Source organism: Acidovorax sp. GW458-11-26-14-TSB4, assembly GCF_059423865.1.
Genome location: NZ_JBWKYR010000013.1, coordinates 87,988 through 100,666, shown reverse-complemented (window position 1 = coordinate 100,666; position 12,679 = coordinate 87,988). Strand labels below are relative to the sequence as shown.

15 protein-coding genes are annotated in these 12,679 nt (G+C 66.7%); all 15 read left to right on the top strand.

Translation table 11 applies throughout. The features are described from left to right. Window positions 1–223: 223 nt before the first annotated feature. The 15 genes from AC07X5_RS23085 to AC07X5_RS23015 all read left to right on the top strand — a co-directional run bounded on the left by AC07X5_RS23085 (window position 224) and on the right by AC07X5_RS23015 (window position 12,677). Window positions 224–736, top strand: a complete 513-nt coding sequence (locus AC07X5_RS23085) for a hypothetical protein (RefSeq protein WP_494771997.1) — start codon at window positions 224–226, stop codon at window positions 734–736. A 194-nt stretch (window positions 737–930) separates the two neighbouring features. Beyond that, complete coding sequence (locus AC07X5_RS23080; RefSeq protein WP_494771996.1) at window positions 931–3,417, top strand: hypothetical protein; 2,487 nt, start codon at window positions 931–933, stop codon at window positions 3,415–3,417. Next, entirely contained in the window at window positions 3,402–3,830 is a 429-nt protein-coding gene (locus AC07X5_RS23075) for a hypothetical protein (RefSeq protein WP_007855371.1), read from the top strand. Before AC07X5_RS23080 ends, AC07X5_RS23075 begins: the two co-directional genes overlap by 16 nt. Before the next feature lie 88 nt (window positions 3,831–3,918). Continuing rightward, window positions 3,919–4,065 carry a hypothetical protein gene (locus AC07X5_RS23070; protein ID WP_409958884.1) on the top strand — a complete coding sequence of 49 codons (147 nt, stop codon included), beginning with the start codon at window positions 3,919–3,921 and terminating at the stop codon, window positions 4,063–4,065. Between the two features lie 9 nt (window positions 4,066–4,074). Next, complete coding sequence (locus AC07X5_RS23065) at window positions 4,075–4,227, top strand: hypothetical protein (protein ID WP_494771995.1); 153 nt, start codon at window positions 4,075–4,077, stop codon at window positions 4,225–4,227. A 244-nt stretch (window positions 4,228–4,471) separates the two neighbouring features. Beyond that, entirely contained in the window at window positions 4,472–5,551 is a 1,080-nt protein-coding gene (locus AC07X5_RS23060) for a hypothetical protein (protein WP_494771994.1), read from the top strand. Between the two features lie 97 nt (window positions 5,552–5,648). Next, entirely contained in the window at window positions 5,649–6,641 is a 993-nt protein-coding gene (locus tag AC07X5_RS23055) for a N4-gp56 family major capsid protein (RefSeq protein ID WP_184862000.1), read from the top strand. A 69-nt stretch (window positions 6,642–6,710) separates the two neighbouring features. Continuing rightward, on the top strand, window positions 6,711–7,052 hold the full coding sequence (locus tag AC07X5_RS23050) for a hypothetical protein (protein WP_409958888.1): 342 nt from the start codon (window positions 6,711–6,713) through the stop codon (window positions 7,050–7,052). A gap of 18 nt (window positions 7,053–7,070) precedes the next feature. Continuing rightward, complete coding sequence (locus AC07X5_RS23045) at window positions 7,071–7,769, top strand: phage adaptor protein (RefSeq protein ID WP_494771993.1); 699 nt, start codon at window positions 7,071–7,073, stop codon at window positions 7,767–7,769. Beyond that, the gene (locus tag AC07X5_RS23040) at window positions 7,766–9,814 is read left to right on the top strand and encodes a hypothetical protein (RefSeq protein ID WP_494771992.1); all 2,049 of its coding nucleotides are present in this window, start codon (window positions 7,766–7,768) and stop codon (window positions 9,812–9,814) included. The genes AC07X5_RS23045 and AC07X5_RS23040 overlap by 4 nt, the downstream gene beginning before the upstream one ends. A 26-nt stretch (window positions 9,815–9,840) precedes the next feature. Further along, a complete protein-coding gene (locus tag AC07X5_RS23035; protein ID WP_409958894.1) occupies window positions 9,841–10,284 on the top strand; it encodes a hypothetical protein in 444 nt (147 codons plus the stop codon). Window positions 10,285–10,289: 5 nt separating this feature from the next. Beyond that, window positions 10,290–10,598 (top strand): hypothetical protein, encoded by a 309-nt coding sequence (locus tag AC07X5_RS23030; protein WP_409958896.1) that lies wholly within the window; start codon window positions 10,290–10,292, stop codon window positions 10,596–10,598. 334 nt (window positions 10,599–10,932) lie between these two features. Further along, window positions 10,933–11,661 (top strand): beta-ketoacyl synthase chain length factor, encoded by a 729-nt coding sequence (locus tag AC07X5_RS23025; RefSeq protein WP_494771991.1) that lies wholly within the window; start codon window positions 10,933–10,935, stop codon window positions 11,659–11,661. Further along, complete coding sequence (locus AC07X5_RS23020) at window positions 11,654–12,430, top strand: lysophospholipid acyltransferase family protein (RefSeq protein ID WP_494771990.1); 777 nt, start codon at window positions 11,654–11,656, stop codon at window positions 12,428–12,430. The genes AC07X5_RS23025 and AC07X5_RS23020 overlap by 8 nt, the downstream gene beginning before the upstream one ends. Further along, entirely contained in the window at window positions 12,417–12,677 is a 261-nt protein-coding gene (locus AC07X5_RS23015) for a phosphopantetheine-binding protein (protein WP_409958902.1), read from the top strand. Before AC07X5_RS23020 ends, AC07X5_RS23015 begins: the two co-directional genes overlap by 14 nt. Window positions 12,678–12,679: the final 2 nt, after the last annotated feature.

Sequence of the window (12,679 nt, the reverse complement as noted above, 5' to 3'; positions counted from 1 at the left end):
TGCGCTCGGGCCTGATTGAGCCCGGCCGGCAGCGGTGCAAGACACCGCCAGCGCCCGGCCGGCCATTGGTTCATTGCAGCCGCCGCGCCTGCGCCTATGATCCAGAGATGGCAGAAGATCGAACGTTCCACCCCGCAGGCTGCAGCACCGCGCCACCGCCGTGCGCTGCGCTGCCCGTGCGGCGTGCGATGGCGCAATTGCGAAAGAGGGCGGAAATCTAGCCATGTCTTTCCCGGTGCCCCCTGTGGTGCCCAAGCGTCTCAGTACCTTCCCGACGTTGTGGGCGTTTCTGTTCAGCCGCAGGCGCTTTGCCGACATGGCGACCGCGCACGACCTGGCCATCATCGTCCAGCCCGCAGACCAGCTAGCGCGCTACAAGGCCGGAGCCTGGAGCTCAGGCACCGAGCTGGAGGCCATGCGCCAGGCATCGCTCGCGCGCCTGCTGCGCACGCGCACCCAGTTCTGGCGTTCGGGCCTGGCCATCGTGGGCGTGTTCATGCTGCTGGTCATCATGTACTCGGGCCTGGGCCGGCCGCTGGAGCTGGTCTTTCCGGACGACATGGGCAAGGTCCTCGCCGCCCTGGGCGCCATCTTCGCCACCTGGGGCTCGGTGATCCAGCTCATGGGCGTGGAATCGTGGTCCGGCGAAAGCGCGGACGAAAAGCTGCGCAGCATGCTGTTCCAGACCATGTTTGTGCTGGGCGGGGCGTTTGCGCTGATTGGGGTGCTGTGGTGATGGCGCGGCCGTTCGCGACATCCGTCCCCAAGTAGCCCGCCCTGTGCGGGCTTTTTTTTGCCGCTGCTTCGGTCAGGTTGAGGGCCTTGGAGTGCGGCGCAGCCCTGCCTGCGCATATATGCAGATCCTGTGCGGCCAACCTGCCGGCGTGGACAGTGGCGAGCCGATCCACTCGTCCCGTTTGAGGGCTGCCAATGAACCTTTTCAAGCTGGCCTGGCCTGGCGCTGCCGATGACCAGGAGGATATGTCCGAGCAGCAGGTCATCACGTCGGCCCACGCCTGGCGCGGCGCCGGTGGAGGGCGGGGGGCTGCTTCAGGCATGCGGCTTGATACCGACGCTGGACGGCGCGAACTGGCGCTGGAACAGGAGGTGCAGCGGCTTGTAGAGATCAACCCTGCCAGCCGTGAGAGGCTGCGCGCGCTGGCGCAGTTCAACCTGTCCCAGCCGGTCATCGAGCAGAAGCCTGTGGACCGGGAGGCGCAGTACATGGCGCTGGGCTATGCGACTGCCGATGCCGCTGGCAACGCGCGGTTCGACGCCAATCTGGAACAGCGCCTGAATGCGCGGACGCAAAAGGCGCGCCCCGACGCCGTGACAGGCGAGCGCATCGTGCAGCGCTACAACCCCAATTCTGAGCGCGAGCGCGTGGCCGCCGAAGAAAAGGAAATGCGTGCCTTGCGCGCCGATGCCCGCCAGCGCGCCGCAGCGCAGGAGATGCCGTCCGTGGTGCGAGGGCTGGCGCAGGGTGCGGGTGGGCTCTATGCAACCGCCATGGGCGCAGCAGGCCTGGCGGGTGAATTGACCGGTAGCGAGGATCTGCGCGATTGGGGTCTGGAGGGGTACCGGGAGACCATGCGCGGCACCAACAACTTCAGCCTTGCGCCGACCTTCACCGGTATTCGCAGCACGGGCGATGCGTTGGAGTGGGCGTTGGAAAACAGCGGCTACGCGGGCTTTCAGGCGGCGACCACCATTCTCTCGGCCGGCATGGGTGGCCTGATTGCCAACACGGTAGGCAGAAAGGCGCTGGGCGAGGCGGTCGGCATTGCGCTGAACAACACCGTTCAGACCTTTGGTTCCGTCTATGGCGACGCGGCCGAAGAGGCCCGCAGGACTGGCAAATCCCTCGATCTCTCCACGATGCTGGCCGGTGCCACGGTCTCCACCTCCATCGACACGCTTGCGGATCGGATAGGCCTGAGCGCTCTGAGCACCCAGGCATTCAAAGGCAACGCGCTGGAACGCCTGGGCAAGTCCGTGGGCATCCAGATGGCCGTGCAGGGAGGGACCGAGGCTGTGCAGCGTGTGCCTGAAGAGTTGGGCGCTGGCAGAGCGCCTTTCAGGGAAGGAACTGGCGCCCAGTATGTGGATGACTTCGCAGCCGGCGCCCTGTTCGGTGCCCATGCCGGCACGGTGGGCGGTTTGCGCGGCGGAAAGGGAACGCCGGCCCAGTATGGAGTACACAGGGCCGATGTGCCACTGGTTGGGGAGAAGCACACCACGCCAATGCCACCAGTGCATGCCGAACAGGCTCCTGCGTTGCCTGAGGATTACCTGTCCGTGCCTTCCGACCTGCCGCCTGATCGCGCCCTGGGCGGAGCCGAGCGCGCGAACCCACCAGCGGCGAAAGGGGGGCCTGAGCTTGCGATGGTGAGCGAGCCTGCCGCGCACATGGCACAGCCAACAATGGACCCTCAGGGGGATGCAGCGCAAGCCGAGCCGGCTCAGGAAGTGGCCCAACCTATGGCCGCCGCTGTCCTGCGGATGGACACGCAGCCCACCGGCACGCTGGCCGTGACGGGATATCCGGCGCTCATCCGCGACGCCTTGTTGCAGGCGGGTGTTGCTGCTGAGGATATCTTCCCAGGATCCCAAGGCGCTTTGGTGGCGCCCCGAAGTGCCAAGCGCGCCTGGGGGATATTGTCGCCCCTTGCGCAGGCTCTGGACGCAGGTTCAGGGCGCCAGGGGCCTGTCTTGCCGGTCGCATCCCCTGCCTTGACTCCTTCGCATCCGGGAATGGTTTTGTTGGATGGAGGCTCGCTGGCGGTAACGGGCGGTGATCCTGCCGAAATTGTGGATCAACTCCTTCGGGCTGGGATCGGAGAGACTGAGCGGTTGCAAATTCCAGGAGGGGTGCTGGTGCCGCCAGGCAGTGTCCAGAAAGTGCTGCAGATTTTCTCGGCGACAGGTGCTGAAAAGCTTGTGCCAGCGCGCTCTGGTTTTCACAATGGTGCACAGGCATTCGATGGGCCGCCTGCCTGGCCCATGCATGCATTGCCGCCAGGGCCGGTTTTTGCGAATCGATTTCCCGACGACGCAAGAGAGCTTCGCGATGTGCCGGCCTTGACGACAGACCAAGCGTTGAGAATGCCTGCAAATGTTCTCTATGTGGTCAAGGAAAATGGTGCGTTGATCATGGCGCGCAAACCGCACGATCCGGGAGGTTTTGGCCATGTTGATCTGGCACGAGGAGAAAAGGTCATTGCCGCCGGTGAAGCCAAGGTGCTGTGGGGAACTGTCAAGTACATCGATAACGCATCAGGCCACTACCTCCCCAACGGAGACGCAGCGGCGGCGGCCGCAGTCAAGGCCTTTCGCAACCATGGCTTCCAAGTTTCTGATGAAAGATACATCAACAAAATCTTTGACTTCAAGAGCAGGAAATGGGTGAAGAAATGAATGATCTCATCGTCGAAAATTTCAATACGTTGTGTCAAAAATTCCGCTCTGTGAACTACGCTGAAACCGGCGAAGATGAGATGGAGCCTTTGTACGAGGAACTGCTAGGTCTTTTGCAGCGTAACGCTCAGCACCGCCAGCAGTTGGCGCAGCTCCTTATGGACGACATCCGTCGGCAGCGGTATGGCGGGCGGCAGGGCGAGATATGCTTTTCGGATACCGCCATAGGGTATTGCATGCGAGAACTTCGTTGGCCGGAAATCCTGGCGTTTGCTCAGCAGGAGAATTTCGAGTTCCACTCCAGAAAGATGTCAACCGCCTTGCATAGCATTTTGGAGGCCTACGACGATGAATGGCCAGATGCAGTATTTTTCCGTCGCTTCGGTGGCGGCAGGGATGCTTTGGGCGGTTGAGTTTTCTGATTTGTGATCGCCCGATTTTGGAGTGTCCTGTGCCCAGGGGCAATTTCGTCTGCACCCGATAAACCCAAGTAGGATTGAGATGGATCGCTACGCAGGCAAATCCTTTTTGAGGCTGCTGGACAGCTACTTTCTGGATGTGATCGGCCAGTTGGGGGAGGCTCAGAACGCTGCACTGGTTGCCATGCAGCCGCGATTGGCCGCGGTGTACCGCGACCGGGGGTCGTAGCAGGAGATCGTGGCCAGGCAGATGGATTTTCCACCGGGCGTGACCGATCGGGTGCAGATGTTCTCGAGCAGCTACCAGGAGGTATGCCAGATAAATCGGCTGCAGCCCGATGCGCTCGCCTTTGTGGCGTCTTTCGTCCGCCAGAATTTTTCCGACATCTGATGGGGAATCCGATGAGCCAAGCCCGCCAAGTGCGGGCTTTTTTTTCTCTTGGCGTGCCGTGAAACGCCACCATCTTCATCACTCCTCTCGACTTGGCGGGCTTTTGAAACGGCGGCATATATGCCACCCCTTCAGCGCGGTCGCCTCTTCGCGGACATTGCTTTCACGGGCGATGTGCCCGGTGTCAGCAACCACCACTGCCTCTGGCCCGCACGGGCCATGCCGAAGAAGGATAGACCGCACCATGAACGCCACCGACAGCAGCAGCAACAGCAACCACTCCACCTTCGTGGCCAGCCAGGAACCCGGCGAGGGCGCCGCCAGCGCAATGGATGCCGAGGACCAGATGGCGCAGGCGCTGGATGCGCTGCGCCAGGAGCGTGCGGAAACGGGTGGGGATGCACAAGCGCCAACCGCCGCGATGCCGGCAGGCCCCGACGGGGGCATGCCCGCAGTCATGGGGGTGGGCGCCGATTCTGCTGGCACCGATGCGGCGCAGGCCCGTGCGCACCAAGCCGCTGCGCAGCAAGCCGGCAGGGATGGCCGCCCCGACCCCGCCGAGCAGCTGCGCCGCACGCAGGAAGAGCTGCACAAGGCGCGCAGCGAGATGGGCCGCGTGGGCCAGCTCAACCGCTACCTGAACCAGGCGCGGGCCGAGCGCGACCGCCTGCTGCAGGAGAACGCCCAGCTCAAGGGAAGCGGCAAGGCCGCGCCGGGCGCTGCCGCTGATGGATCCGCCGCCGCTGCCCGGCTGGCCGAACTGTCCCAGAAGGTGCAGCAGTTCCCCGAACTGCAGGGGCTGGTGGGCGCCGTGCAGCAGGCCCTGCAGGCCGTGGATGCGAAGGCCGCGACGGTGGCCGAGCAGACCGCCGCCCGCATGGTCGAGCCGCTGCACGGCCTGCGCGCCGAGCACGAGCAGCGTGCCCAGGAGCAACGCAGCGCCGCCTACCAGGCCGCGATGCAGACCTTCGAGGCCACCTACCCGAACGCGGTGGAGGTGGTGCGCAGCGCCGACTTCAGCGCCTGGATCGGCACGCAGCCGCAGCCCATCCAGGCAGCCTTCTACCAGGGGCAGGACCCGGGCGAGGCCATCGCCGTGATGGACGCCTACGACGCCCATCTGCGCCGCGCGGGCCGCGCACCCATTGCCCGCTACCCCCAGCAGCCGGCCGCCCAGCGCGCGAGTGCCAATGCCGCGCGGCTGCAATCGGCGGCGGGCCTGCCTTCGCGCGCCAGCGGCGCCAAGGGCGGCCTGCCGCCTGAGGACGACTTCGAGGCGTCGCTGGATTTCTTTCGGCGCCAGCGCCTGAACCGCGCGGGCTGACTGACGGCCCGCTACGGCAGTGCGCCCTCCCGGCGCTGCGGCCACCCGCAGCGCCTGGAACACCCACACCCCAATTTCCCGATGAGGAGCAATCGACATGACCGTTTACGGTGACATCACCCCCCGTACCGCCGCCTATGCGGTGGACAAGATGCTGGAGCGTGCCCAGCCCTCCCTGAACATGGCCAAGTTCGCCGTGGTGACGGCCGTGCCCAAGGGCAAGACCAAGGTGGTCAAGTGGCGCCGCTATGGCCGCCTGGCGCCCACCACCACGCCGCTGACCGAAGGCGTGACGCCCGTGCAGGGCAACATCACCAGCACCGACGTGTCGGCCAACCTGGAGCAGTATGGCCAGCGCGTGCAGATCACCGACGTGATCGCCGACACGCACGAAGACCCGGTGCTCAGCGAGCTGAGCGCTTCGCTGGGCGAAACGGCCGGCCAGACGCAGGAGCTGATCCTGTACAACACCATCAAGGCCGGCACCCAGGTGCTGTATGCCAACGGCGTGGCGCGCAACGCGGTGAACACCACGATGACGGCCAACGTGGCGCGCCGCGCCATCCGCCAGCTCAAGGCGCAGGACGCGCGGCCGCTGACCACCGTGCTCAACGCCACCGACGGCGTGGGCACGCTGCCCATTCCGCCGTGCTACGTGTGCTTCGTGCACCCCAACGTGGAGATGGATCTGCAGAACCCCGCGTTCTTTCCGGCCGGCTACACGCGCATCCAGAACTACGGCACCTTCAAGCCGCTGTGCGAGAACGAGATCGGCTCGTTCGAGAACATCCGCTTCGTCTCGTCCACGCTGTACGCGCCGCTGGCCAACGCCGGCAACGCCACGCTCAATGGCATGCTGGGCGGCACGGCGGTGGATGTGTACCAGTCGGTCATCGTGGGCAAGGAGGCCTATGCCACGGTGAACCTGTCGGCATCGGGCTCGGGCCTTACGCCCATCGTGGTCAACCCCAAGCCCAGCGACAGCGACCCCATGGGCCAGCGTGGGCACGTGGCTTTCAAGATGTGGTCGGCGGCGGCCATCCTGAACGACGCCTGGATGACCCGCATCGAGCACGGCGTGTCTTCGTGACGCCTGCCTGAAACCCCGGGGCAGGCATGCAGCCTGCCCCTTCATTCATTCATCGAACAAGGAACACCCATGGCAAAAGCACCCGTCAAGGCCGCCGCATTGGCCGAACCCATCGCCGGCACCGACACCGACATCGACGTGGCCGTGCAGCAGCATGGCTTCTCGGGCCAGACCTGCGAGATCAAGCTCTTCAAGGGCGAACTGCACGAGCCGCAGCAGCCTTTCTTCGGGCTCAACAACTACCAGATCCAGATCCAGCGCGAGCGCTGGGTGCGCGTGCCGGTGGAGATGGCCGACCACATCGAAGGCCTGGCCTATACGGTGCGCGAAGCCGACCCCGAGGAGCCCGAGAACATCGACAAGATGCGCTGGGTCGAGAAGCCGCGCTTCCCCCTCCAACGCAAGAGCTGAGCGGGGAGGGCGCACACCATGAACTTCCTGCAACTGGCCCGGGCCGTCAAGCGCGAAAGCGGCTTGTCCGGCGGCCCACCGGCCTCGGCCAGCACGGCCAGTGGCGACGATGCCCGCGTGTTCGAGTGGGTGAACTGGGCCTGGCGCGACATTGCGTTGGCGCACGAGTCCTGGTTGTTCCGCCGTGGCGAGGCGCTGGGCCAGGTGCCCGCAGGCACCCTGGTGATGGTGCCCGAGGCCGCGGCCCCGGGCTTTGCGCTGGCCGACTTTGCGGCCTGGAAGCCCGCGGCCGACGGCTACCGCCCCAGCGCCTGGCGCGTGGCCGATGGCCAGGTGAGCGAGCATGCGCTGGCCTGGCTCGATTACGAGGCGTTTCGCTGGCGTTTCCTCACCGGAGCGCACGCACCGGGCGCATTGCAGTACTGGAGCATGGCGCCCGGTGGCGAGTTGCTGGTGGGCCCCACGCCCGATGCGGCGCACATGGTGCGGGCCGCCTATGTCAAGGACGTGGCCAGCCTGGTGCTCGATGCCGACGAGCCGGCCCTGCCGGCGCGCTTCCATCCCCTGATCGCCTGGCGCGCGCTGCGCGAATATGGCGGCTTCGATGCCGCCAGCGAGGTCTACCAGCGTGCCGAGCAGAACTACAGCATGGGCTTTCCGGCGCTGGCGCAGTCGCAGCTGCCACGCCTCGGCTTTGGCGCGAGGCCTTTGGCATGACGGGCGAAGTGCGCATGCCTGCGCTCAAGACCCAGTACTTCCCGCTTTCCGGGGGGCTCGATGCCGAGTCCGCGCAGCTCACGCTGCGCCCGGGCATGGTCACGGGCGCGATCAACTACGAGAGCTCGGCCCTGGAGGGCTATGAGCGCATCGGCGGCTACGAGCGCTTTGACGGCCGGCCCCGGCCCAGCGATGCGGTCTACAAGTGCCTGCGCGCCGCCACCGCCTTCACGGGGGTTGCCGTCGGGAACACGGTGACGGGCGCGACCTCGGGCGCCACGGCGGTGGTGCTGTTGCTGCGCACTGCGGCGCAGATGGTGGTGACCCGGCTCACGGGTGTGTTTGCCGTGGGCGAGGCACTCACCGTGGCAGGCAGCGCCGTGGGCGTGTTCGATGGCGATGCCTCGGACATCGATGGCTTTGACGACAACGCCTTTGCGGCGCTGGCCGCCGACCACTACCGCACGGCCATTGGCGCTGTGCCGGGGTCGGGGCCGATCCGGGGCATCGCCGTATTGAACGGCACCGTCTACGCCTGGCGCGACAACCTGGCTGCCACCGCCTGCAGCGTCTACAAGAGCGCTGCCACCGGCTGGGCGCCAGTGTTCCACCACCACGAGCTGGCCTTCAGCGGCGGCAGCGGGGCCGAGCCCGCGGTGGGGTCCAACATCACCAAGGGCGCGGTGTCCGCCATCGTCAAGCGCGTGGTGGTGGAGTCGGGGACCTGGCAGGCCGGCACGGCCAAGGGGCGCTTCATCATCAGCGCGCCTTCGGGCGGGGCGTTCACCGCGGGGGCCTTCACGGCCGGTGTAACAGCCGTGGCCGGCGGGGCCGAGGCGGCCATCACCCAACTGCCCGGTGGTCGGCTTGATGCCGTGGTCTACAACTTCAACGGCCGGGCAGGCCAGCAGCGCATCTACGGCGCCGATGGCGTGAACCGCGGCTTTGAGTTTGATGGCGAGCTGCTGGTGCCGCTGGCCACCGGCATGGCGGTGGACAAGCCCGTGCACTGCGTGGCGCACAAGAACCACCTGTTCTTCAGCTTCGAGGGCTCGGTACAGCACAGCGCCGTGGGCGATCCGTACCGCTGGTCCGCCGTGGTGGGCGCGGCCGAGATTGCAGCCGGCGACGTGGTCACCGGCTTCCAGGTACTGCCGTCCGACGCCGAGGGCGGCGCGCTCATGGTGTTTGCGGCCGAGCGCACCTGGGTGCTGTACGGCAGCAGCAGTGCCGACTGGCGCTTCGTGAACTTTGCCGACGACGTGGGCGCGCAGCGCGGCAGCGTGCAGAACCTGGGCCGCGTGCTGGTGTTCGATACGCTGGGCGTGGCGGTAGTCAGCGCCACACAGGCCTTCGGCAACTTCGAGCGGCTGCCGCTGTCCTCGCGCATCCAGCGCCTGCTCAAGGCGCGGCAGGTCACGGCCTCGGTGGTCAACCGCGCCGACAAGCGCATGCGCCTTTTCTTCGCTACGGGCGAGAGCCTGAGCGTGACGCCCATCCCCACGCAGGACGGCGGCAGCGCGCTGGCCTTCATGCCCATCGACTACGGCCGCAGCGTGCGCTGCACCTGCGATGCCGTGGTGGGCGGTGAGCACCGCAACTTCTTCGGCAGCGACGATGGTTTCGTCTATGAGGCCGACCGTGGCCGCAGCTTCGACGGCGCCCCGATCCAGGCCTATATGCGCCTGGCCTTCAACCACGCCCGGAGCCCGATGGAGAAAAAGCGCTTTCGGCGCGCCGACCTGGAAAGCAAGAACCGCAGCGCCTGCCGCCTGCTGGTGCAGGGCGAGTACAGCCTGGGCAAGCCCGACGTGGGCCTGACCGACGTGGTGCCCGTGCTGCAGAGCGCCGGCGGCGCCTATTACAGCGTGAGCAACTATGGCCAGAGCTACTACAGCGTGCCGGCCAACGTGCTCTCCAAGGTGCGCCTGGACGGCGTGGGCACCGACCTCAGCCTGAACATCGTGAGCAGCGCGCGCGACGAGCTGCCCCACACCCTGCAAAGCGTGTCCATCGTGTACACGCCCCGGCGCCTGGACCGGTAACCCCCAACAAGGAGCAGAGCAGCCCCATGGCCAATACCTACTACCACCGCGTCTTCAACCCGCTGCCCGGCCAGCGGGTGGACGAGCAGGTCCTCAAGGACGAATTCCAGCGCATCGAGCTGGGTTTCGACGGCGTGGCTACCAAGGCCGGGCAGACCGATGCCGGCCTGGCCACCAAGGCCAACCTCGCCGGCGGCAACGCCTTCACGGGCGATCAGTCCATGGCCGGCAACCTCACGGTGGCTGGCGCCGTCACCGCCAACACGCCGCTGCCCCCGGGCGACAACAGCCAGGCCCTGGCCAGCACGAACTGGGTGCAGGCCTGGGTCAGCGCCCGGGCCGGCGAGACCATTGGCCTGCCCGTGGCACCGGTGCAGGCCCGGCCGCTGGCGCTGTTCGTGGTCCAGGGCGTGCACCAGTGGGCGCCGGTGCAATCGCGCAGCAAGGTTTTCTATCTTTCAGGAGCTTGATCGACATGGCCAACGGACGCCTTTTTGCACTGGACCTGGCTGCGGCCACGGCCACCACCCTCTACCAGCCCGCCACGCAGACTGCCACACTCACGCTGTCGCTGGTCAACCGCAACACCTGGGCCGTGCTGGCCCGCGTGGCCCTGGCGGCTGCGGCCACGCCCACCGATGCGGAGTGGATCGAGTACGACGTGTACCTGCCGCCCTCGGGCGTGCTGGAGCGCACTGCCATTGTGGTCGGCCCGGGCCAGTACCTGGTGGCCCGGGCCAGCGCGGCCGGGGTATCGGCCGTGGGCTTCGGCTTCGAGGAATAGGCGGCACCCGCCGGGCTGCGGGCGCTGTCGCCTCCATGCAACGGCACCTCGGTCCCACCCGAACGGGTGGGGGCCGGGCCTTAAACCGTTGCGCCAGCACGCGCAACCCGCATCAGGGTGGGTATTTGTGTATTTTTGTAACGGTAAAACTGCCGCTGCAAAGGGTCTTTCTGAGATAATTGCATTGCGCGTACATTGCGCGCGTTCAATCCATCAATGCATTCGGGAGAGGGCCGTGCGCGCTGCGTTCGCCGTTCGGGCGTGGGCTGCGATAGCACCAGGCCTGCAAAGTCAGGAGCAATGGCTGCATTGGGCAGACGCACCGGTGTGCCCCGTGGGGGACACGGCGGTCGAGTTGCCCCATGTGCCGGCCATGGCGCGGCGCCGCCTGGGCCACCTGGCCAAGATGGCCGTCTCCGTGGCCGACAGCGTGCTGCCGCCCGAAGAGGGTGCCGACATTCCTGTTGTCTGGGCCTCGCGCTATGGCGATGCCGACAAGGCGCTGGGCCTGCTGCGCTCGCAGGCGCAGGATGAACCCCTGTCGCCCACGGCCTTCGGCCTGTCGGTGCACAACGCCGTGGGCGCCCAGCACTCCATCCTGCGCGGCATGCGCGCCAACGCGGTCTGCGTGGCGTCCTCGCACTGCGCGCCCGAGGCCGGCATCGTCGAGGCCGTCGGCCTGCTGAGCGATGCCCAGGCGCCCGCCGAGGTGCTGCTGGTCTGCTACGACGAACCTCTGCGGACCGACTACGCAGCCTTCCACGACGAGCCCGCCGCGCAGTACGCCTGGGCCGTGCGCCTTGCGCCCCTGCAGGCTGGCGAGGCAGGCTTTGCGCTGCACGCAGTCGATGGTGAGGGCCCGGCTGCAGAGCAAGGCGCGCATTCCGGCTTGCCGCATTCGGAGGGCGGCGCGCTTTCCGGCCTGCCGCATTCGGAGGGCGGCACGCCTTCCGGCCTGCCGCATGGGCTCGATGCGCTGCATTTTCTGCTGCAGGGCGAGCGCCAGAGCCTGGTGCATGGCCATGCAACGGGCCAATGGATGTGGGAGCGTGTACATGCGTGAAGCGATCAACCGGGCCTGGCGCATCGTGGCCACGGGTTTCTGCTTTTCCGTGTTCGGCCTGGGCGGTATCGTGCTGGGCATCGTGGTGTGCCCCGTGGTCATGCTCTTCGTGCGCGGGGCCGCGCGCCAGCAGCAGCTGTGCCAGACCATCATCCACCACTGCTTTCGCTGGTTCGTGGGCCTCATGAACTTCGTGGGCGTGATCTCCTACGAGGTGCATGGCCGCGAGCGCCTGCAGCGCCGAGGCCTTCTGATCCTGGCCAACCACCCCTCGCTGATCGATGTGGTGTTCCTGATCTCCTTCGTGCGCCATGCGGACTGCATCGTCAAGGAGGCGCTGTCGCGCAACCCCTTCACGCGCGGCCCCATCCGCGCGGCGGGCTTCATCACCAACGGCGATGGCGCGGGCCTGCTGGAGGACTGCGTGCGCTCGCTCAGGGACGGCAACAACCTCATCATCTTCCCCGAGGGCACGCGCACGCCGCTGCACGGCAACGCCAAGCTGCAGCGCGGCGCGGCCCACGTGGCGGTGAAGGGCCGCATCGACATCACGCCCGTGCACATCCACAGCAGCCTGCCCATGCTGACCAAGGGCACGCCCTGGTGGAGGGTGCCCGTGCGCAAGCCGCACTTCACCATCGAGGTGCGGCCCGACATCGCGGTGGAAGAATTCTGTGACTCGGCTGCCAGCGATTCCCTGGCTGCGCGCCATGTGACCGAGCACCTGTCCGTACAACTTTTCAAGGGACCTGCCTGTGCTTCAACTTGAGCAAGAAATCAAGGAAATCATCATCTCCAGCCTGGCGCTGGAAGACATCGCGCCAGACGACATCGATCCCGCCGCACCGCTGTTCGTCGAGGGCCTGGGCCTGGATTCCATCGACGCGCTGGAGCTCGGCCTGGCCTTGCAAAAGCGCTATGGCCTGAGCATGTCGGCCGACTCGGAGCAGACGCGCAAGCACTTTGGCAGCGTGCAGGCGCTGGCCGCCTTCGTGGCCGCCAGCCGCACGCACTGAAG

Excerpts from the sequence above, each read along its gene's own strand:
- AC07X5_RS23085 (WP_494771997.1), top strand. The coding sequence starts at position 224 with ATGTCTTTCCCGGTGCCCCCTGTGGTGCCCAAGCGTCTCAGTACCTTC.
- AC07X5_RS23080 (WP_494771996.1), top strand. The coding sequence starts at position 931 with ATGAACCTTTTCAAGCTGGCCTGGCCTGGCGCTGCCGATGACCAGGAG.
- AC07X5_RS23075 (WP_007855371.1), top strand. The coding sequence starts at position 3,402 with ATGGGTGAAGAAATGAATGATCTCATCGTCGAAAATTTCAATACGTTG.
- AC07X5_RS23070 (WP_409958884.1), top strand. The coding sequence starts at position 3,919 with ATGGATCGCTACGCAGGCAAATCCTTTTTGAGGCTGCTGGACAGCTAC.
- AC07X5_RS23060 (WP_494771994.1), top strand. The coding sequence starts at position 4,472 with ATGAACGCCACCGACAGCAGCAGCAACAGCAACCACTCCACCTTCGTG.
- AC07X5_RS23055 (WP_184862000.1), top strand. The coding sequence starts at position 5,649 with ATGACCGTTTACGGTGACATCACCCCCCGTACCGCCGCCTATGCGGTG.
- AC07X5_RS23050 (WP_409958888.1), top strand. The coding sequence starts at position 6,711 with ATGGCAAAAGCACCCGTCAAGGCCGCCGCATTGGCCGAACCCATCGCC.
- AC07X5_RS23045 (WP_494771993.1), top strand. The coding sequence starts at position 7,071 with ATGAACTTCCTGCAACTGGCCCGGGCCGTCAAGCGCGAAAGCGGCTTG.
- AC07X5_RS23040 (WP_494771992.1), top strand. The coding sequence starts at position 7,766 with ATGACGGGCGAAGTGCGCATGCCTGCGCTCAAGACCCAGTACTTCCCG.
- AC07X5_RS23035 (WP_409958894.1), top strand. The coding sequence starts at position 9,841 with ATGGCCAATACCTACTACCACCGCGTCTTCAACCCGCTGCCCGGCCAG.
- AC07X5_RS23030 (WP_409958896.1), top strand. The coding sequence starts at position 10,290 with ATGGCCAACGGACGCCTTTTTGCACTGGACCTGGCTGCGGCCACGGCC.
- AC07X5_RS23020 (WP_494771990.1), top strand. The coding sequence starts at position 11,654 with ATGCGTGAAGCGATCAACCGGGCCTGGCGCATCGTGGCCACGGGTTTC.